Genomic DNA, 17370 nt, shown 5'->3' with positions numbered 1-17370 from the left:
ACTTTCCTTTCGTGTCCATTTTCATGACCCAGGCGGATTGCAGTACATGGATAAAATTATTGTTAGGGGTGCGCGCACCCACAACCTGAAGAATATTGATCTCGACATTCCACGCGACAAACTGGTCGTCATCACCGGCCCGTCTGGCTCGGGCAAATCATCGCTGGCATTTGATACGCTCTATGCAGAAGGTCAGCGCCGCTATGTCGAATCGCTATCCACTTATGCCCGTCAATTTTTATCGATGATGGAAAAACCCGATGTCGATCACGTCGAGGGCTTGAGCCCGGCGATCTCCATCGAGCAAAAATCCACCTCGCACAACCCGCGCTCCACTGTGGGCACTATCACCGAAATTTACGACTACCTGCGCCTGCTCTATGCCCGCGTAGGTGAGCCGCGCTGCCCCGAACATGGCGTACCGCTGACCGCACAAACCATCAGCGAGATGGTCGATACCACCCTTGCTCTGGCTGAAGGCACGAAATTGATGCTGCTTGCGCCGGTGATCCGCGACCGCAAGGGCGAGCACCTGCATGTGTTTGAACAGCTCAAGCGCGACGGTTTTATCCGCGCCCGTATCGATGGCATTCTGTGTGATTTGGACGACACACCCAAACTAGATAAGAAGAAGAAACACAGCATTGAAGTCGTAATCGACCGATTCAAGGTGCGCGACGACTTGAAACTGCGCCTGGCAGAATCGTTTGAGACTGCACTTAACCTGTCAGAAGGTATCGCATGCATCAGCTACATGGACGGCGAAGCACCCGATCGCCTGTTCTCGTCCAAACACGCCTGCCCCATTTGCGATTACAGCCTGACCGAGCTTGAGCCGCGCCTGTTCTCCTTCAATAACCCGGCCGGTGCCTGTCCAACCTGCGATGGCCTGGGTGTGCATCAATTTTTTGATGAAGACAAAGTCATTCAGGACACCAGCTTGAGCCTGTCCGACGGGGCAATTCGCGGCTGGGACAAACGCAACGTCTATTACTTCCATATGCTGGCATCGCTCGCCAAACATTACGGCTTTAACGTCGATACGCCTTGGGCAAAGCTCAAAGCCAAACAGCGCGAGGCGGTACTCTACGGTTCGGGTGATGATGTTATCGAATTTAACTACATCAATGATCGAGGCGATGTATACAAGCGCAGCCATACCTTTGAAGGCGTGCTCCCCAATATGGAGCGGCGCTACCGCGACACCGAATCCAACTCGGTGCGCGAGGATCTGACCAAATTTTTATCCAGTCAGCCCTGCCCGGAGTGTGAAGGTACCCGCCTGCGCATAGAGGCGCGCAACGTATTTATCGACGAACGCCCACTACCCAAAATCACCGAAATGCCCGTTGCCGATGCTTATGACTACTACATGAAGCTCAGCTTTACCGGGCGCAAGGCGGGTATCGCTGACAAAATCCTGAAAGAGCTACGCGACCGCTTCCGCTTTCTGGTGGATGTCGGCTTGAACTACCTCACCCTGAATCGCAGCGCAGAAACACTGTCAGGCGGCGAAGCGCAGCGCATTCGTCTCGCCAGCCAGATTGGTGCGGGCTTGGTAGGCGTGATGTATATCCTCGACGAACCTTCTATCGGTCTACACCAGCGCGATAACGAGCGCCTACTCAAAACCCTTACGCACTTACGCGATATTGGCAACACCGTAATCGTGGTGGAGCACGATGAAGATGCCATTCGCCTCGCCGACCACGTCATTGATATTGGCCCAGGCGCAGGGGTTCATGGTGGTCAGGTCATCGCACAAGGCAACGTAAAAGCCATCATGGCGAACAAAGAATCCATTACAGGCCAATACCTGAGTGGCACCCGTGAAATTGCCATACCCGCAAAACGCCACGTTTTTGATAAAAAGAACCTTTTGCGCCTGACTGGCGCAAAGGGCAACAATTTGCAGAATGTAACGCTGGAGATTCCCGTGGGGCTCATGACCTGTGTTACCGGCGTGTCCGGTTCTGGCAAATCAACATTGATTAACGCAACACTTCACCCACTGGCAGCAACCGCACTCAATGGCGCGACTACACTCGATCCAGCTCCCTATGACAGTATTGAAGGACTTGAGCTATTTGATAAGTGTGTGGATATTGACCAGAGTCCCATTGGCCGCACGCCGCGCTCTAACCCAGCAACCTACACTGGAATCTTCACGCCTATCCGCGAATTGTTTGCAGGCACCCAGGAATCGCGCTCACGCGGCTATCAACCAGGCCGTTTCAGTTTCAACGTCAAAGGCGGGCGCTGCGAAGCCTGTCAGGGTGATGGCGTGACTAAAGTAGAAATGCACTTTCTGCCAGATGTTTACGTTCCCTGCGATGTATGCAAAGGCAAACGCTACAATCGCGAAACGCTCGACGTGAAGTACAAAGGAAAAAATATCAACGAAGTCCTAGGAATGACAATTGAAGACGCACGTGCATTTTTCGATGCGGTCCCCGCTATCGCCAATAAACTGCAAACATTGATCGATGTCGGGCTTTCGTATATCTGCCTTGGACAATCTGCAACTACGCTTTCAGGTGGCGAAGCACAGCGAGTGAAATTGGCAAAAGAATTATCCAAACGCGATACAGGCAAAACACTTTATATTTTGGATGAACCAACCACAGGACTTCATTTTTACGATATCCAGCAATTGCTAAACGTGCTGCACCGTTTGCGCGACCATGGCAATACTGTGGTTGTAATTGAACATAATTTGGATGTCATCAAAACCGCAGATTGGATTGTTGATTTAGGCCCGGAAGGAGGAAGTGGTGGAGGTCAAATAATCGCAACAGGTACTCCGGAAGAAGTAGCTCAACTCGATTACTCCCACACAGGAAGATTTCTTGCCCCAATGCTAAAACAAACCACTAAAAAGGGCAGAGTATCGAAGAAAATAACTGCATAAAAAAGAAAAGGGGCATTGCATCCTGCAAGCCCCGTTGCATCCTGCGTGGGTAAACGATCATCTTGATCGTTTGGCATCATGCCTTATCTGTTTTTCACATCCCTGGATCGAATTCGTCCTGAAATTCTATCCTCCAACCAAAACTTCCTTTCTCGGTTAGCGTCCCTGTGATCATCATTTTACGGATTTTGTATTAGTAAAATAGTCGGCAATTGCTGAAATCTTTGTAAGACATTGACCATAGCGAACATATCAGTGCTTTGCTTTAAATATACACAACGCATAAAAACAAAAAAGCCAAGCATTACTGCTTGGCTTTTTTGTTTGACAGAATAATCTGCAAATTATTCAGCATCTATTGCCGAGTCAACAGCCTTTGCAGGACGATCAACCAACTCAACGTATGCCATTGGCGCTTTATCACCTGCACGGAAGCCGCATTTTAAAATACGAACGTAGCCACCTGGACGAGCATTGTAACGCGGACCAAGCTGGCTAAATAGCTTGCCCACAGCTTCTTTGCTGTTCAATCGAGCAAAAGCCAAGCGACGATTAGCAACGCTATCTACTTTAGCCAAAGTAATCAAAGGCTCAGCAAAACGGCGTAACTCTTTTGCCTTTGGTAAAGTAGTTTTAATTAATTCATGCTCAACCAAAGAAATTACCATGTTACGAAACATAGCTTTACGGTGAGCAGCATTACGGCCTAACTGACGACCACTTAGTTTATGACGCATGAGGAATTACCTTCAAAAATGGATTGCTATTAGCAATCTCGTTAACCACCCGCACCGAAGTGAGTTCACGGGTGAACTAATAATAAAAACAGCCTGCCACTAATGTATCAGTGGCAGGCTGTTTTATCTTTACTTAATCGTTTCTCAAACTGGCAGGAGGCCAATTTTCCAAACGCATACCCAACGACAAACCGCGAGATGCAAGAACATCCTTAATTTCTGTAAGAGATTTCTTACCTAAATTTGGAGTCTTCAACAGTTCGACTTCTGTACGTTGAATCAAATCACCAATATAGTAAATGTTCTCTGCTTTCAGGCAGTTCGCAGAACGGACAGTAAGCTCAAGATCATCAACAGGACGCAAAAGAATAGGATCAATCGCTTCTTCTTTTTGTTCTGGTGCTGATTGTTTCTCACCTTCCAGATCTACAAACACAGCAAGCTGTTGTTGCAAAATAGTTGCTGCACGACGAATAGCTTCTTCTGGGTCAATGGTACCATTGGTTTCCAAGTCCAGAATCAGCTTATCCAAGTCAGTGCGTTGCTCAACACGAGCACTCTCTACGCTGTAAGCAAGACGCTTTACAGGGCTGAAAGATGCATCCAATTGCAAACGACCAATAGCACGACTCTCATCATCATCACGACGACGATTATCAGCAGGTTGGTAGCCACGACCACGAGCAACAGTAAGGCGCATTTTTAATTCAGAATTGCCAGTGATATTTGCAATCACATGATCTGGGTTCTTAATCTCCACATCGTGGTCAACCTGAATGTCAGCAGCAGTAACAACACCGGGACCTTTTTTAGTCAGCGTCAATACTGCATGATCCTTACCGTGCATAATTACAGCTACACCTTTCAGATTAAGGAGGATTTCAATAACATCCTCCCGCACACCTTCAATAGCGCTGTACTCATGCAACACACCGTCAATCTCTACTTCTGTAATGGCACAGCCAGCCATAGAAGAAAGCAGAATACGACGCAATGCATTTCCTAAAGTATGCCCAAATCCACGCTCCAACGGCTCCAGCACTACGCGCGCGCGCGTAGGGCCGCTTTCTGAAACATCGATATGACGAGGAGTTAAAAATTCGTTTACTGCTGTCTGCATAGCCACACCTGTTAGCAACTCGTCGTTTACTTAGAATAAAGTTCGACGATGAGGTTTTCGTTGATGTCCGCAGGTAAATCAATGCGATCAGGAACACGTTTGAAAACGCCTTCCTTCTTTTCACTATTTACATCTACCCACTCAACATTACTGCGCTGGCCAGCAAGGTTTAAAGCGTTCTGTACACGCAATTGCTTTTTAGCTTTTTCACGAACAGCAATAACGTCGCCAGCAGCCACTTGGAATGAAGCGATGTTAACTGTTCTACCATTCACACTAATTGCTTTGTGAGAGACTAATTGACGCGATTCAGCACGAGTAGAGCCGAACCCCATGCGATACACAACGTTATCTAAGCGAGCCTCCAAAAGCTTCAACAGGTTTTCACCAGTTGCACCTTTACGACGAGCTGCTTCTTTGTAATAGCCGCGGAATTGCTTTTCCAGAATTCCGTAAATGCGACGTACTTTTTGTTTTTCACGTAACTGCACACCATAGTCTGATAAACGACCACGACGTTGACCATGCTGGCCAGGTGCAGTTTCAATCTTACATTTTGAGTCTAATGCGCGCGCACCACTTTTCAGGAAAAGATCAGTGCCTTCACGACGCGACAGCTTACAAGTTGGACCAATATAACGAGCCATTATCTACTCCCCTTTACACACGACGTTTCTTCGGCGGACGGCAGCCGTTGTGAGGAATCGGTGTTACGTCAGTAATGTTAGTAATTTTGTAACCAACATTGTTAAGTGCGCGTACCGCAGATTCACGACCTGGGCCAGGGCCTTTAACTTCGACATCGAGGTTTTTCAAACCATACTCTTTTGCTGCCTCACCAGCCCGCTCAGCAGCAACCTGAGCAGCAAAAGGTGTACTTTTACGTGAACCACGGAAACCAGAACCACCAGAGGTAGCCCAAGCAAGTGCATTACCTTGGCGATCAGTGATAGTAACGATGGTATTGTTAAAAGAAGCGTGGATGTGCGCTACACCATCGATCACCGTCTTTTTAACTTTTTTCTTGGCTGTGGTTTTATTACTTGGCTTCGCCATAGCAATTTCTTCCTACTAATTTGTTACCGTAAGTGAATGAAAGTCGTAAGCAAGAATTATTTCTTAATAGGCTTACGTGGGCCTTTACGGGTACGAGCGTTCGTTTTGGTGCGCTGACCACGAAGAGGTAAGCCACGACGATGGCGCAGGCCACGGTAGCATCCCAAATCCATCAAGCGCTTAATATTCATAGATATTACACGACGCAAGTCACCCTCTACGGTGCGCTTAGCAACCTCAGCACGGATAGCATCCATCTGATCTTCTGACAATGTGCCGATTTTTACATCTTCAGCAATGCCAGTAGCAGCACAGATTTGCTTGGCTGTGGTACGGCCAATCCCATACACATAAGTCAATGAGATAACGGCGTGTTTGTTATCTGGTATGTTTACACCAGCAATACGAGCCATTCAAATTACTCCAGTAACACATAAATTGCAGCGTTGACAGCGTAAGCACCACCCTCGCCCCCTGAACAAAAGGCGCGCAGAATAGCCGCAAATACACCATAAAGCAATAGCCGAAAATTTCTTACTCGACGACAGTCAACGCCCCCTTTTGGCAATACTTATTTTTCATATGGTAGAAAAGAACAGGCAGGAAGTCACAATGTGACACACCTGCCTTGATTTCAACCTTGAAGTATTAAGTATTAGCCTTGACGCTGCTTATGGCGCGGCTCAACGTTGCAAATTACACGTAGAACACCGTTGCGACGCACCATTTTGCAATTGCGACAAATTTTTTTAACAGATGCACGAACTTTCATAATTCAACCTCAATATCGCGGATTAGCGCGCGTTACCACTGCCATATCCTTTCAAATTTGACTTCTTCATCAACGATTCATACTGATGAGACATCAAGTGAGCCTGGACCTGAGACATAAAGTCCATAACAACAACTACCACAATGAGTAGTGAAGTTCCGCCCAAGTAGAATGGCACACCAGTGGCAACTACAAGGAACTCAGGCAACAAGCAAACTGCCGACATATAGATAGCACCAACAACGGTTAACCGAGTCAGAACACCATCAATATATTTAGCCGAGTGCTCACCTGGGCGAATACCCGGTATGTAAGCACCCGATTTCTTCAAATTATCTGCAACTTCTTTAGGATTGAACATTAAAGCCGTGTAGAAGAAACAGAAAAATGTAATCAAGCCAGCAAAAAACAAAATATACAATGGCTGCCCAGGACCGATATTGAGTGCAAGTTCTTGCAATATCTCACTTACTACTCCTTCTCCACCTTGACCGAACCATTGCGCGATTGATGCAGGAAACAGCAATATACTACTAGCAAAAATTGCTGGGATAACACCCGCCATGTTGATTTTTAATGGAAGATGACTGCTCTGAGCAGAGTAGCCCTGACGCCCTTGCTGACGCTTAGCGTAATTAATTGTAATGCGACGCTGACCACGCTCAATCCGCACTACAAACCAAATAACCGCTATCGCCAAGATCGTGACAATCAACAAAGCAATAATATGCAAATCACCTTGTCTTGCACTTTCAAACGCTTGGCCTATTGCACTAGGGATACCAGCAACAATTCCTGCAAAGATCAGCATAGAAATGCCGTTACCAATGCCTCTTTCAGTTACTTGCTCACCCAGCCACATCATAAATACTGCACCAGTAACTAGTGAAACTACTGCAATAAAGTAATATGAGAAATCAGGCTCGCCACCGAAAGCATAAGATGAAAAACTTACAGCCATTGCGAGAGCTTGGACACTAGCCAAAACCACCGTAAAGTATCGAGTGTATTGATTGATCTTACGGCGACCAGCATCACCCTCTTTTTTCAACTGTTCCAAGGAAGGAGTAACAGCTGTTAGCAACTGCATAATAATCGATGCAGATATATAAGGCATGATACCTAAAGCGAGGATGCTCATCCGCTCCAAGGCACCACCAGAGAACATGTTAAACATGCCAAGGATGGTTCCTTGATTTTGATTGAACAGATTAGCAATTCTCTCTGGATCTAAACCCGGTACTGGAATGTGAGTACCAATACGATAAATCACGATTGCCAAAAACAAGAAGCGAAGGCGAGCCCAAAGCTCACCCAAGCCTCTTTGATTTGCTAATGGCAGATTACCTGGAGTTGCCATTCGAGCCTCGTTACTCTTCTACGGATCCGCCAGCGGCTTGAATCGCTGCTTTAGCACCTTTCGTTACAGATAGGCCTTTTACAGTGACAGCTTTTTTTACTTCGCCAGAAGCAAAAATCTTCACACGCCTGATAACAGAGCTTATAAGGCCTGCTTGTTTTAAGGTTTCAATATCTACTATTGAACCAGCAACAGCATTTAATTCAGACAAGCGAATTTCTGCAGTTACCAAGCTAACACGAGAAGTAAAACCGTATTTTGGCAAACGAATATGCAAAGGCATTTGACCGCCTTCAAATCCAGGCCTGACTGTACCACCAGAACGAGACTTCAACCCTTTATGGCCACGACCGGCAGTTTTACCTAAACCGCTACCTATACCACGGCCAACACGTTTTTTAGCGTGAACTCGACCGGGCGCAGGACTTAGAGTATTCAGACGCATCTTATTCTCCTTCTACCTTAACCAGATAGTTGACAACATTGATCATGCCGCGAACTGAAGGAGTATCTTCAACTTCCACAGTGTGACCGATGCGACGTAAACCCAAGCCGCGAACACAAGCTTTATGGTTCGCCAGACGGTGAGCAGTGCTCTTAATCTGGGTCACTTTAATCATTTTCTTAGACATGGTGAATTCCGCCATCTAATAATCGAGTTAATCGATTAATTCAGAATATCTTCAACACTTTTACCACGTTTGGCAGCAACGGCTTCCGGAGAAGTCATTTCTTTCAACGCGTTGAAAGTGGCACGAACTACGTTGACCGGGTTGGTCGAACCGTAACATTTAGAAAGAACGTTCTGAATACCTGCAATTTCAAGAACAGCACGCATAGCACCGCCCGCAATTACACCAGTACCTTGAGAGGCTGGCTGCATGTATACCTTGGAAGCTCCATGAACGCCTTTTGTCGGATATTGTATGGTGTCGCCATTCAATTCGACAGTTATCATGTTACGACGTGCTGCCTCCATTGCTTTTTGAATCGCAATAGGAACTTCACGAGCCTTACCACGGCCAAAACCTACTTTCCCATTACCATCACCAACTACTGTTAATGCGGTAAATTGGAAGATACGACCACCTTTTACAGTTTTAGCAACACGATTAACTTGAACTAGCTTCTCTTGCAAGCCTTCGTTGTTGTCTTCTTCTTTCTTAGCGTATGCCATATCTCACCTTTAGAATTCCAATCCGCCTTCACGCGCTGCATCAGCCAAAGCTTTTATGCGGCCATGGTATTTGAAACCACTGCGATCGAAAGCAACTTGAGTGACGCCAGCTGCTTTTGCACGCTCAGCAATCAGAGAACCAACTGCTTTGGCAGCCTCAGCGTTGCCAGTTTTGCCACTGCGCAAATCTTTATCAAGAGTTGATGCACTCGCGAGAACACGACTGCCGTCACCTGAAATGAGTTGTGCATAGATATGGCGTGGAGAACGGTGAATAGTGAGGCGAGCAGCGCCCAATTCACGAATCTTGGCGCGCGCACGACGTGCACGGCGAAGACGAGTTTGCTTCTTATCGCTCATATCTTAGCCCTACTTCTTCTTAGCTTCTTTACGCAGTACCTTCTCATCCGCGTAACGAACACCTTTACCTTTATATGGCTCTGGTTCGCGGAATGAACGAAGTTCAGCAGCAACTTGACCAAGCAATTGCTTGTCGCTGCCCTTCAGTACTATTTCGGTCTGACTAGGGGCTTCTACAGTAACACCCTGTGGCAGGGTATAAACAACTGGATGAGAAAGACCCACAGACAGGTTTACAGTATTGCCTTCTGCTTTAACACGGTAACCAACGCCAACCAAAGTAAGTTTTTTTTCAAAACCTTCGCTTACGCCTTTAACCATGTTATTAACTAGCGCACGTGTAGTGCCTGCTAGCGCATCTGACTGCTTGGCACCATCACGCGGTGCGAAAGTTAAAACATTGTTTTCGTGTTTAACTTCAACATTTGCGTGAACTTGCAGCGCCAATGTACCTTTGCTGCCTTTAACGGACAGTGACTGTCCGTTAAGAGTGACAGTCACTGCAGCAGGTACTTCAACCGGACTTTTTGCAACTCGTGACATGACGATTTCCCAATTAGAATACTGTGCAGAGGACTTCACCGCCCACGCCAGCGGCGCGTGCAGCACGATCAGTCATTACACCTTTACTGGTAGAAACAATTGCAATACCCAAACCACCGCGAACGGAAGGCAGTGCAGTTTTACCAGCATAATTACGCAACCCAGGACGGCTTACGCGGTCAAGCTCAACAATAACTGGCTTGCCCTCAAAATATTTCAGCTCAACAGTCAGCTCAGCCTTAGGGCCTTCGCTAACAGAAAAACCATTGATATAACCTTCATCAGAAAGTACTTTGGCAACACTTACTTTCAGTTTTGAAGAAGGCATGGTTACAGTTGCTTTACCTACATTTTGCGCATTGCGAATGCGGGTCAGCATATCTGCCATTGGATCTTGCATGCTCATCAGATTCTGCTCCTAAAATTAAGCCGAGGCTTACCAGCTGGCCTTAACCAGACCGGGGACATCACCACGCATGGCTGCTTCGCGCAACTTGTGTCGACACAGGCCGAACTTGCGGTAAACACCATGAGGGCGCCCAGTCACACGGCAGCGGTTACGTTGACGTGAAGCACTGGCATCGCGAGGCATTTTTTGCAGTTTGATTTGCGCTTCCCACACCTGCTCTTCGGTTGAAGAAGGGCTAAGAATGGTTGCTTTCAATTCTGCACGTTTAGCAGCGAATTTCTTTACGGTTTCTGCACGTTTAACTTCGCGTGCAATCATAGATTTTTTAGCCATGACGTCACCTTAACCTTTGAAAGGGAAGTTAAATGCCTTCAACAATGCACGACCTTCTTCGTCAGTGCGGGCCGTAGTAGTGATACAAATATCTAAACCACGCAAGCGATCTACTTTGTCATAGTCGATTTCTGGGAAGATAATTTGCTCAGTAACGCCCATTGAGAAGTTACCGCGACCATCAAATTGCTTGGGACTAATACCGCGAAAATCGCGAATACGAGGAATAGCAATAGTGATCAAACGATCAAGAAATTCGTACATACGATCTGAGCGCAGAGTTACTTTGCAACCAATCGGCCAATCTTCACGGATTTTAAAGCCCGCAATTGATTTACGCGCATTGGTAACAACCACTTTCTGACCAGCAATTTTCACCAGATCATTAACAGCGTTTTCAAGAATTTTCTTGTCGCCAGTAGCTTCACCTACACCCATATTAAGAGTGATTTTGGTAATACGTGGAACTTCCATCACATTCGCCAGACCCAATTCTTCTTTGAGTTTTGGTGCGATTTCTTTCACGTAAAGTTGTTTTAACCTAGCCATGTTTCATTAAGCTCCCAGGGTTTCGCCATTGGATTTGAAAACGCGGACTTTGTCACCGTTTTCAAGCACTTTGAAACCTACGCGGTCAGCTTTCTTGGTTGCCGGATTATAGATAGCAACATTTGAAGCGTGAATCGCAGCTTCTTTTTCAACGATTCCACCAGCAACACCCAGTTGTGGGTTTGGCTTCTGGTGTTTTTTGATGATGTTAACGCCGCTAACAATCAAACGATCTTCAGCCAATACGCGAACTACCTTACCGCGCTTGCCCTTGTCACGTCCGGCGATAACAATCACTTCGTCATCACGTTTAATTTTATGCATTTTTCTGCCCTCGACTCTTCAGCGTAAAGTGCTTACAGCACTTCAGGAGCCAAAGAAATGATTTTCATAAATTTCTCGCCGCGTAACTCACGAGTTACTGGTCCGAAAATACGGGTACCAATCGGAGCATCTTGGTTATTCAGCAGTACGGCAGCATTATCGTCAAACTTGATTAATGAACCGTCTTGACGACGCACACCTTTTTTGGTGCGTACAACAACTGCCTTCATTACTTGGCCTTTTTTCACCTTGCCGCGAGGAATTGCTTCCTTAACGGTCACTTTGATGATGTCGCCCACTGCCGCATAGCGACGGTGAGAGCCGCCAAGAACCTTGATGCACATGACACGGCGGGCACCGCTGTTGTCAGCAACATCTAAGTAGCTTTCTGTTTGAATCATCGTCCGTCTCCGAAACTGACTTGCAAAAGCGCGGAAGCCTTAGACTTCTGAAGCGCGCTCTTCAATTTTCACTAAAGACCAGGTCTTGGTTTTTGACAGGGGACGTGACTCAGAAACAGTCACAAGATCACCTATCTTGCACTCATTATTTTCATCGTGAGCGTGAAGCTTGGATGATTTAGTAGTGTATTTGCCATAAAGCTCGTGCTTTACACGACGCTCAATCAACACGGTGATGGTTTTATCCATCTTATCGCTGACAACTTTGCCAGTCAGTGTACGAGCCACTTTAGTTTCTTGAGTCATCGTTACTTACCTGCCTTTTGACTAAGCGCCGTCTTGATGCGAGCGATGTCTTTGCGAGCTTGCGTAAGCAAGTGCGATTGGTTCAATTGACCAGTTGAAGCTTGCATACGCAATTTGAACTGTTCTTTTAGCTGTTCCAACAAGACGCCATTCAGCTCTTCGACGGATTTTTCGCGGAGTTCTGAAGCTTTCATCACATCACCGAACGTTTAACAAATGTTGTTGTAATTGGCAATTTAGCCGCGGCAAGAGCGAAGGCTTCGCGAGCTAACTGCTCACTCACACCATCCATTTCATAAAGAACCTTGCCAGGACGAATTTGTGCCACCCAGTATTCAACACCACCTTTACCGCTACCCATACGAACTTCAAGTGGTTTAGCTGTAATCGGCTTATCAGGGAACACACGGATCCAGATTTTTCCGCCACGCTTAACATGACGAGTCATCGCACGACGTGCTGCCTCAATTTGACGCGCAGTAATGCGACCGCGACCAGTTGCTTTCAAGCCAAAATCACCAAAGCTAACTTTGGAGCCACGTTGGGCCAGACCGCGGTTGCGGCCTTTCATCTGCTTGCGAAACTTTGTACGCTTAGGTTGTAACATGATGCGTACCCCTTACTTGGACTTAGCGGTTTTTTTCTTGGACGCAGCTTCGGCTTCTACAACATCACCAATAACTTCGCCTTTGAAAATCCACACTTTCACACCAATGATACCGTAGGTGGTGCTCGCTTCTGCAGTTGCATAATCGATGTCTGCACGCAGAGTGTGCAGAGGCACACGACCTTCGCGATACCATTCACTACGAGCGATCTCGGCACCACCCAAGCGGCCACCCACTTGAATCTTGATGCCTTCAGCCCCTTGACGCATAGCGTTTTGTACCGCGCGCTTCATCGCACGACGGAACATTACACGACGCTCAAGTTGCTGAGCCACGCCTTGTGCCACTAAAGCTGCATCCAAATCGGGCTTGCGAATCTCTTCAATATTAATATGAACAGGCACGCCCATTTGCTTGCTAACTTCAGCGCGCAACTTATCAACATCTTCACCTTTTTTACCAATCACAATACCTGGACGGGCAGTGTGGATAGTAATGCGCGCAGTATTAGCGGGGCGCTCAATATCAACGCGGCTAACTGACGCACTGGCAAGTTTCTTTTGAATGTACGTACGTACTTTCAAATCGATGTTGAGTTTGTCTGCGTACTCAGTGCCATCGGCATACCATATAGAGGTATGTTTTTTGATGATACCGAGACGAATACCGTTTGGATGTACTTTCTGACCCATAACGCGCTCTCTTACTTATCGGCTACTTTAACGGTGATGTGACAAGTGCGTTTGGTAATGCGATCAGCACGGCCTTTAGCACGCGGTTTAATGCGTTTCAGGCTTACACCTTCATCCACAAAAATCGTTTTTACCTTCAACTCATCAACATCAGCGCCTTCGTTATGCTCAGCATTTGCAATTGCAGATTCGAGCACTTTCTTGATAATCGCTGCACCCTTTTTGGTACTAAATGCAAGAATATCAAGCGCGTCTTCAACGCCTTTACCGCGAATTTGATCGGCAACCAAACGCGCTTTTTGCGCCGACAGACGAGCACCGCTTAATTTTGCTGCTACTTCCATCGTATACCTCGATTAGCGTTTTTTCGCTTTCTTATCAGCGGCGTGGCCACGATAAGTGCGGGTTGCTGCAAATTCGCCAAGCTTATGGCCAACCATTTCTTCATTAACCAAAACCGGAACATGCTGGCGACCGTTGTGTACAGCCAAGGTCAGACCCACCATCTCTGGCATAATCATTGAACGGCGAGACCAAGTCTTGATTGGACGACGATCGTTGCTCGCAATTGCGGCTTCGACCTTCTTAATCAGGTGAAGGTCGATGAAAGGACCTTTTTTCAGTGAACGTGGCACTGTCTCTTCCTCTATTCAGCTGTTAAGTCGGCGCTTATTTCTTATCGCGACGACGAACAATCATGTTATCGGTGCGCTTGTTACTGCGCGTTTTGTAACCCTTGGTTGGAGTGCCCCATGGTGAAATCGGATGACGACCACCTGAAGTACGACCTTCACCACCACCCATTGGGTGATCGACCGGGTTCATTGCAACACCGCGAACAGTAGGACGAATGCCTAACCAACGCTTGGCACCAGCTTTACCCAATGAACGCAAGTTGTGCTCATTGTTAGAAACTTCGCCGAGCGTTGCACGACAATCACTCAAGACCTTGCGCATTTCACCACTGCGCAAACGCAGAGTTGCATAAGCACCATCGCGCGCAACCAATTGAGCAGAAGCGCCAGCTGAGCGAGCGATTTGCGCGCCTTTACCAGGTTTCAACTCAACACAGTGAATCACACTACCCAACGGGATGTTACGGATTGGCAAGGTATTACCTGGCTTAATAGCCGCAGCGTTACCCGACTCAATTTTATCACCTGCACTCAAGCCTTTAGGCGCAATAATGTAGCGGCGTTCGCCATCTGCATAACAAACAAGCGCAATGTATGCTGTACGGTTTGGATCGTACTCAATACGCTCTACTGTTGCAGGAATTCCATCTTTGTTACGACGGAAATCGACTACACGGTAATGCTGCTTATGGCCGCCACCAACGTGGCGAGTAGTAATACGACCGGTGTTATTACGGCCACCTGACTTAGACTTTTTGTCTAACAATGGCGCGTAAGGATCACCCTTATACAAATCCGGGTTAACAACCTTTACTACAAAACGGCGACCAGGAGAGGTTGGTTTACATTTTACAATTGGCATCGCAACTATCCCCTTACTCTGCTACCGCAAAGTCGATTTCTTGACCTTGCTCAAGACGTACATAGGCTTTTTTCCAGTCGGATCTTTTTCCGATACCGTAGCGGGTACGCTTGGTTTTGCCTTTTACGTTCAATACACGGACTGACTCAACTTTAGCGTTGAACAATGCCTGAACAGCGGCTTTAATCTCCAATTTACTAGCATCAGCCAATACTTTGAAAACCACTTGATTACCAGATTCACCGGCTGCTGCTGACTTCTCAGACACCACAGGACCTAGCAACACCTTATAAATGCGTTCTTGGTTCATCCCAGGATCTCCTCAAATTTTTTCAGAGCAGGAACAGTCACTACAACCTTGTCAAAACCGATCAAGCTAACAGGATCAACACCTTGCACATCAATCACGCCAACTTTGTATAAATTGCGTGAAGCGAGGAACAAGTTTTCACTCATTTCCTCAGTGATAATCAAGGCATCAGTCAAATTAAATTGAGCTAATTTTTGAACCAAAGATTTAGTTTTTGGCGCATCAACATCAAAGCTCTCAACAACAATCAAACGCTCCTGACGATTTAACTCTGACAGGATGCACTGCAGTGCAGCGCGATACATTTTCTTGTTAAGCTTTTGATCGAAGTTGCGAGGCTTAGCAGCAAAAGTTGCACCACCGCCACGCCAAATCGGGCTGCGAATAGTACCAGCACGAGCACGACCAGTACCTTTTTGACGCCAAGGCTTCTTACCACCGCCAGATACTTCAGCGCGAGTTTTTTGCGCCTTAGTGCCTTGACGAGCACCTGCCATATAGGCAACAACGGTTTGATGAACCAGATCTTGATTAAACTCTCTACCGAAAGCTACTTCAGATACCGTAACAGTACCTTGGGCGCCACCGGGACTAACAATTTTTAATTCCATGGTCGATTCCCCTCGGATACTTAAACGTTAGTGCGCGCTTTAACAGCAGGACGCACGATAACGTCACCGCCTGGAGCACCAGGAATAGCACCCTTAACAAGAAGCAGGTTGCGCTCAGCATCGACACGGACAATTTCAAGATTCTGAACGGTTACACGCTCAGCACCCAAATGACCAGCCATTTTTTTGCCTTTGAATACGCGACCAGGAGATTGACACTGACCAATAGAACCTAACACACGGTGCGAACGGGAGTTACCGTGAGTCGCATCTTGCATGCCGAAATTCCAGCGCTTTATGCCGCCAGCGAAACCTTTACCTTTGGATGTGCCAGTAACATCAATCAATTGACCTGCAGAGAAAGCATCTACAGTGATTGTTGCACCAACTTCGAAAGCTTCTTGAGCTTCGTTACGCAACTCCCAAACACCACGACCCGCTTCAACATTAGCTTTAGCAAAGTGGCCGGCTTCGGACTTGGTAACACGGGAGGAGCGACGAGCACCAACAGTAATCTGCACAGCAGAATAGCCATCAGCATCTACGCTTTTAACCTGAGTAATGCGATTAGGTTCTACCTCAATCACAGAAACAGGGATGGAAACACCATCATCGGTAAATACACGAGTCATACCGCTTTTGCGGCCGACAATACCAATCGTCATTTTACTAACCTCTTAGTGTACGGGGCTTTTACCCGCTATGGCCGCCCATTTCAGAGCGTTACACAGTTCGAAACGCACTTGCGCCCGAACATTAAACATTTACTTAGCCGAGACTAATTTGAACTTCAACACCAGCAGCCAGATCCAGCTTCATAAGTGCATCAACAGTTTTTTCAGTAGGCTCAACAATATCCAGCAAACGCTTGTGTGTACGAATCTCGTATTGATCGCGCGCATCTTTATTAACGTGCGGAGAAATCAATACAGTGAAGCGCTCTTTACGAGTCGGCAGCGGAATCGGACCGCGCACTTGAGCACCTGTACGCTTTGCTGTCTCGACAATCTCTTGGGTTGAGGCGTCAATAAGCTTGTGATCAAAAGCCTTCAGGCGAATTCTAATGCGTTGATTCTGCATGTGAACCAAACTCCAATTGTTTGTTTAAAGAACTTCCAGTGCGCAAGGGAAAACAACCCCCAGCAAAAGGAGGCGCAATTCTAAGGGCGAGCTATTAACCTGTCAACAAATAAACAATCAATAATTGCTTTTGTACGGCAACACTAGCATCTACTAATAAAAAGGCGAGCCTTTCGGCTCGCCTTTTGCGACATCACACTAATTACTGAATGAT

The 17370-nt window shown here is 46.9% G+C and carries 29 protein-coding genes; 1 reads left to right on the top strand and 28 read right to left on the bottom strand.

The window, feature by feature from the left end:
• Positions 1–46: 46 nt before the first annotated feature.
• A complete protein-coding gene (gene uvrA / locus B2739_RS11145; RefSeq protein WP_331345932.1) occupies positions 47–2911 on the top strand; it encodes an excinuclease ABC subunit UvrA in 2865 nt (954 codons plus the stop codon).
• A 344-nt stretch (positions 2912–3255) separates the two neighbouring features.
• On the opposite strand, the gene rplQ is transcribed toward uvrA, so the two are convergent.
• The 28 genes from rplQ to rpsJ all read right to left on the bottom strand — a co-directional run bounded on the left by rplQ (position 3256) and on the right by rpsJ (position 17156).
• Positions 3256–3648, bottom strand: a complete 393-nt coding sequence (gene rplQ, locus B2739_RS11140) for a 50S ribosomal protein L17 (RefSeq protein WP_331345931.1) — start codon at positions 3646–3648, stop codon at positions 3256–3258.
• A 133-nt stretch (positions 3649–3781) separates the two neighbouring features.
• On the bottom strand, positions 3782–4768 hold the full coding sequence (locus B2739_RS11135; RefSeq protein ID WP_331345930.1) for a DNA-directed RNA polymerase subunit alpha: 987 nt from the start codon (positions 4766–4768) through the stop codon (positions 3782–3784).
• Between the two features lie 26 nt (positions 4769–4794).
• Positions 4795–5415 (bottom strand): 30S ribosomal protein S4, encoded by a 621-nt coding sequence (rpsD, locus tag B2739_RS11130; protein WP_331345929.1) that lies wholly within the window; start codon positions 5413–5415, stop codon positions 4795–4797.
• Positions 5416–5428: 13 nt separating this feature from the next.
• Positions 5429–5824, bottom strand: a complete 396-nt coding sequence (rpsK, locus tag B2739_RS11125) for a 30S ribosomal protein S11 (protein ID WP_062059529.1) — start codon at positions 5822–5824, stop codon at positions 5429–5431.
• Positions 5825–5880: 56 nt separating this feature from the next.
• The gene (gene rpsM / locus B2739_RS11120; RefSeq protein WP_310073208.1) at positions 5881–6237 is read right to left on the bottom strand and encodes a 30S ribosomal protein S13; all 357 of its coding nucleotides are present in this window, start codon (positions 6235–6237) and stop codon (positions 5881–5883) included.
• A 242-nt stretch (positions 6238–6479) separates the two neighbouring features.
• Entirely contained in the window at positions 6480–6596 is a 117-nt protein-coding gene (gene rpmJ / locus B2739_RS11115) for a 50S ribosomal protein L36 (protein WP_039912586.1), read from the bottom strand.
• 22 nt (positions 6597–6618) lie between these two features.
• Positions 6619–7956 carry a preprotein translocase subunit SecY gene (gene secY / locus B2739_RS11110; protein ID WP_331345928.1) on the bottom strand — a complete coding sequence of 446 codons (1338 nt, stop codon included), beginning with the start codon at positions 7954–7956 and terminating at the stop codon, positions 6619–6621.
• A gap of 10 nt (positions 7957–7966) precedes the next feature.
• On the bottom strand, positions 7967–8401 hold the full coding sequence (rplO, locus tag B2739_RS11105) for a 50S ribosomal protein L15 (protein WP_331345927.1): 435 nt from the start codon (positions 8399–8401) through the stop codon (positions 7967–7969).
• Position 8402: 1 nt separating this feature from the next.
• Complete coding sequence (rpmD, locus tag B2739_RS11100) at positions 8403–8588, bottom strand: 50S ribosomal protein L30 (protein ID WP_049630907.1); 186 nt, start codon at positions 8586–8588, stop codon at positions 8403–8405.
• A gap of 35 nt (positions 8589–8623) precedes the next feature.
• On the bottom strand, positions 8624–9133 hold the full coding sequence (gene rpsE, locus B2739_RS11095) for a 30S ribosomal protein S5 (protein WP_007644490.1): 510 nt from the start codon (positions 9131–9133) through the stop codon (positions 8624–8626).
• A gap of 9 nt (positions 9134–9142) precedes the next feature.
• Positions 9143–9493, bottom strand: coding sequence for a 50S ribosomal protein L18 (rplR, locus tag B2739_RS11090; protein WP_331345926.1), 351 nt, complete (start codon positions 9491–9493; stop codon positions 9143–9145).
• 9 nt (positions 9494–9502) lie between these two features.
• Positions 9503–10036: a 50S ribosomal protein L6 gene (gene rplF / locus B2739_RS11085; RefSeq protein ID WP_331345925.1), complete on the bottom strand. Its 534-nt coding sequence runs from the start codon at positions 10034–10036 to the stop codon at positions 9503–9505.
• Positions 10037–10049: 13 nt separating this feature from the next.
• Positions 10050–10442: a 30S ribosomal protein S8 gene (rpsH, locus tag B2739_RS11080; RefSeq protein ID WP_331345924.1), complete on the bottom strand. Its 393-nt coding sequence runs from the start codon at positions 10440–10442 to the stop codon at positions 10050–10052.
• Between the two features lie 30 nt (positions 10443–10472).
• Entirely contained in the window at positions 10473–10778 is a 306-nt protein-coding gene (rpsN, locus tag B2739_RS11075) for a 30S ribosomal protein S14 (protein ID WP_331345923.1), read from the bottom strand.
• A 9-nt stretch (positions 10779–10787) separates the two neighbouring features.
• Entirely contained in the window at positions 10788–11327 is a 540-nt protein-coding gene (gene rplE / locus B2739_RS11070; protein ID WP_331345922.1) for a 50S ribosomal protein L5, read from the bottom strand.
• A gap of 6 nt (positions 11328–11333) precedes the next feature.
• Entirely contained in the window at positions 11334–11651 is a 318-nt protein-coding gene (rplX, locus tag B2739_RS11065) for a 50S ribosomal protein L24 (RefSeq protein ID WP_331345921.1), read from the bottom strand.
• Positions 11652–11683: 32 nt separating this feature from the next.
• A complete protein-coding gene (gene rplN, locus B2739_RS11060) occupies positions 11684–12052 on the bottom strand; it encodes a 50S ribosomal protein L14 (protein WP_007644480.1) in 369 nt (122 codons plus the stop codon).
• Between the two features lie 39 nt (positions 12053–12091).
• Positions 12092–12358, bottom strand: a complete 267-nt coding sequence (rpsQ, locus tag B2739_RS11055; RefSeq protein WP_039912573.1) for a 30S ribosomal protein S17 — start codon at positions 12356–12358, stop codon at positions 12092–12094.
• 2 nt (positions 12359–12360) lie between these two features.
• Entirely contained in the window at positions 12361–12552 is a 192-nt protein-coding gene (gene rpmC / locus B2739_RS11050; protein WP_007644466.1) for a 50S ribosomal protein L29, read from the bottom strand.
• Positions 12552–12965, bottom strand: a complete 414-nt coding sequence (gene rplP, locus B2739_RS11045) for a 50S ribosomal protein L16 (protein ID WP_049630916.1) — start codon at positions 12963–12965, stop codon at positions 12552–12554. The genes rpmC and rplP overlap by 1 nt, the downstream gene beginning before the upstream one ends.
• A gap of 12 nt (positions 12966–12977) precedes the next feature.
• On the bottom strand, positions 12978–13658 hold the full coding sequence (rpsC, locus tag B2739_RS11040; RefSeq protein WP_331345920.1) for a 30S ribosomal protein S3: 681 nt from the start codon (positions 13656–13658) through the stop codon (positions 12978–12980).
• Positions 13659–13669: 11 nt separating this feature from the next.
• Complete coding sequence (rplV, locus tag B2739_RS11035) at positions 13670–14002, bottom strand: 50S ribosomal protein L22 (RefSeq protein WP_039912569.1); 333 nt, start codon at positions 14000–14002, stop codon at positions 13670–13672.
• A 12-nt stretch (positions 14003–14014) separates the two neighbouring features.
• Positions 14015–14293 carry a 30S ribosomal protein S19 gene (gene rpsS / locus B2739_RS11030; RefSeq protein WP_039912567.1) on the bottom strand — a complete coding sequence of 93 codons (279 nt, stop codon included), beginning with the start codon at positions 14291–14293 and terminating at the stop codon, positions 14015–14017.
• A 34-nt stretch (positions 14294–14327) separates the two neighbouring features.
• Positions 14328–15155 carry a 50S ribosomal protein L2 gene (gene rplB, locus B2739_RS11025; RefSeq protein ID WP_331345919.1) on the bottom strand — a complete coding sequence of 276 codons (828 nt, stop codon included), beginning with the start codon at positions 15153–15155 and terminating at the stop codon, positions 14328–14330.
• Between the two features lie 13 nt (positions 15156–15168).
• Positions 15169–15465, bottom strand: coding sequence for a 50S ribosomal protein L23 (rplW, locus tag B2739_RS11020; protein WP_331345918.1), 297 nt, complete (start codon positions 15463–15465; stop codon positions 15169–15171).
• Positions 15462–16076 (bottom strand): 50S ribosomal protein L4, encoded by a 615-nt coding sequence (gene rplD, locus B2739_RS11015; protein WP_331345917.1) that lies wholly within the window; start codon positions 16074–16076, stop codon positions 15462–15464. Before rplD ends, rplW begins: the two co-directional genes overlap by 4 nt.
• Before the next feature lie 20 nt (positions 16077–16096).
• On the bottom strand, positions 16097–16741 hold the full coding sequence (gene rplC, locus B2739_RS11010) for a 50S ribosomal protein L3 (RefSeq protein ID WP_331345916.1): 645 nt from the start codon (positions 16739–16741) through the stop codon (positions 16097–16099).
• Positions 16742–16844: 103 nt separating this feature from the next.
• The gene (gene rpsJ, locus B2739_RS11005; protein WP_007644456.1) at positions 16845–17156 is read right to left on the bottom strand and encodes a 30S ribosomal protein S10; all 312 of its coding nucleotides are present in this window, start codon (positions 17154–17156) and stop codon (positions 16845–16847) included.
• Positions 17157–17370 lie beyond the last annotated feature (214 nt).

Origin of the sequence: Cellvibrio sp. UBA7661 (genome assembly GCA_002483365.1) — a bacterium.
GTDB lineage: Bacteria > Pseudomonadota > Gammaproteobacteria > Pseudomonadales > Cellvibrionaceae > Cellvibrio.
The sequence above is the reverse complement of the archived record's forward strand: the minus strand, read 5'-3'. Positions and strand labels throughout refer to the sequence as shown.

What these genes read in the sequence shown, in the direction of transcription:
- rpsM (WP_310073208.1), bottom strand. Translation starts at nt 6,237, where the DNA reads ATGGCTCGTATTGCTGGTGTAAACATACCAGATAACAAACACGCCGTT.
- rpmC (WP_007644466.1), bottom strand. Translation starts at nt 12,552, where the DNA reads ATGAAAGCTTCAGAACTCCGCGAAAAATCCGTCGAAGAGCTGAATGGC.
- secY (WP_331345928.1), bottom strand. Translation starts at nt 7,956, where the DNA reads ATGGCAACTCCAGGTAATCTGCCATTAGCAAATCAAAGAGGCTTGGGT.
- rpsH (WP_331345924.1), bottom strand. Translation starts at nt 10,442, where the DNA reads ATGAGCATGCAAGATCCAATGGCAGATATGCTGACCCGCATTCGCAAT.
- rplP (WP_049630916.1), bottom strand. Translation starts at nt 12,965, where the DNA reads ATGTTACAACCTAAGCGTACAAAGTTTCGCAAGCAGATGAAAGGCCGC.
- rplN (WP_007644480.1), bottom strand. Translation starts at nt 12,052, where the DNA reads ATGATTCAAACAGAAAGCTACTTAGATGTTGCTGACAACAGCGGTGCC.
- rplV (WP_039912569.1), bottom strand. Translation starts at nt 14,002, where the DNA reads ATGGAAGTAGCAGCAAAATTAAGCGGTGCTCGTCTGTCGGCGCAAAAA.
- rpsC (WP_331345920.1), bottom strand. Translation starts at nt 13,658, where the DNA reads ATGGGTCAGAAAGTACATCCAAACGGTATTCGTCTCGGTATCATCAAA.
- rpmD (WP_049630907.1), bottom strand. Translation starts at nt 8,588, where the DNA reads ATGTCTAAGAAAATGATTAAAGTGACCCAGATTAAGAGCACTGCTCAC.
- rplX (WP_331345921.1), bottom strand. Translation starts at nt 11,651, where the DNA reads ATGCATAAAATTAAACGTGATGACGAAGTGATTGTTATCGCCGGACGT.
- rpsQ (WP_039912573.1), bottom strand. Translation starts at nt 12,358, where the DNA reads ATGACTCAAGAAACTAAAGTGGCTCGTACACTGACTGGCAAAGTTGTC.
- rplQ (WP_331345931.1), bottom strand. Translation starts at nt 3,648, where the DNA reads ATGCGTCATAAACTAAGTGGTCGTCAGTTAGGCCGTAATGCTGCTCAC.
- rplR (WP_331345926.1), bottom strand. Translation starts at nt 9,493, where the DNA reads ATGAGCGATAAGAAGCAAACTCGTCTTCGCCGTGCACGTCGTGCGCGC.
- rplE (WP_331345922.1), bottom strand. Translation starts at nt 11,327, where the DNA reads ATGGCTAGGTTAAAACAACTTTACGTGAAAGAAATCGCACCAAAACTC.
- rplO (WP_331345927.1), bottom strand. Translation starts at nt 8,401, where the DNA reads ATGCGTCTGAATACTCTAAGTCCTGCGCCCGGTCGAGTTCACGCTAAA.
- rplF (WP_331345925.1), bottom strand. Translation starts at nt 10,036, where the DNA reads ATGTCACGAGTTGCAAAAAGTCCGGTTGAAGTACCTGCTGCAGTGACT.
- rplW (WP_331345918.1), bottom strand. Translation starts at nt 15,465, where the DNA reads ATGAACCAAGAACGCATTTATAAGGTGTTGCTAGGTCCTGTGGTGTCT.
- B2739_RS11135 (WP_331345930.1), bottom strand. Translation starts at nt 4,768, where the DNA reads ATGCAGACAGCAGTAAACGAATTTTTAACTCCTCGTCATATCGATGTT.
- rpsJ (WP_007644456.1), bottom strand. Translation starts at nt 17,156, where the DNA reads ATGCAGAATCAACGCATTAGAATTCGCCTGAAGGCTTTTGATCACAAG.
- rpsD (WP_331345929.1), bottom strand. Translation starts at nt 5,415, where the DNA reads ATGGCTCGTTATATTGGTCCAACTTGTAAGCTGTCGCGTCGTGAAGGC.
- rpsN (WP_331345923.1), bottom strand. Translation starts at nt 10,778, where the DNA reads ATGGCTAAAAAATCTATGATTGCACGCGAAGTTAAACGTGCAGAAACC.
- uvrA (WP_331345932.1), top strand. Translation starts at nt 47, where the DNA reads ATGGATAAAATTATTGTTAGGGGTGCGCGCACCCACAACCTGAAGAAT.
- rpmJ (WP_039912586.1), bottom strand. Translation starts at nt 6,596, where the DNA reads ATGAAAGTTCGTGCATCTGTTAAAAAAATTTGTCGCAATTGCAAAATG.
- rplD (WP_331345917.1), bottom strand. Translation starts at nt 16,076, where the DNA reads ATGGAATTAAAAATTGTTAGTCCCGGTGGCGCCCAAGGTACTGTTACG.
- rplC (WP_331345916.1), bottom strand. Translation starts at nt 16,741, where the DNA reads ATGACGATTGGTATTGTCGGCCGCAAAAGCGGTATGACTCGTGTATTT.
- rplB (WP_331345919.1), bottom strand. Translation starts at nt 15,155, where the DNA reads ATGCCAATTGTAAAATGTAAACCAACCTCTCCTGGTCGCCGTTTTGTA.
- rpsE (WP_007644490.1), bottom strand. Translation starts at nt 9,133, where the DNA reads ATGGCATACGCTAAGAAAGAAGAAGACAACAACGAAGGCTTGCAAGAG.
- rpsK (WP_062059529.1), bottom strand. Translation starts at nt 5,824, where the DNA reads ATGGCGAAGCCAAGTAATAAAACCACAGCCAAGAAAAAAGTTAAAAAG.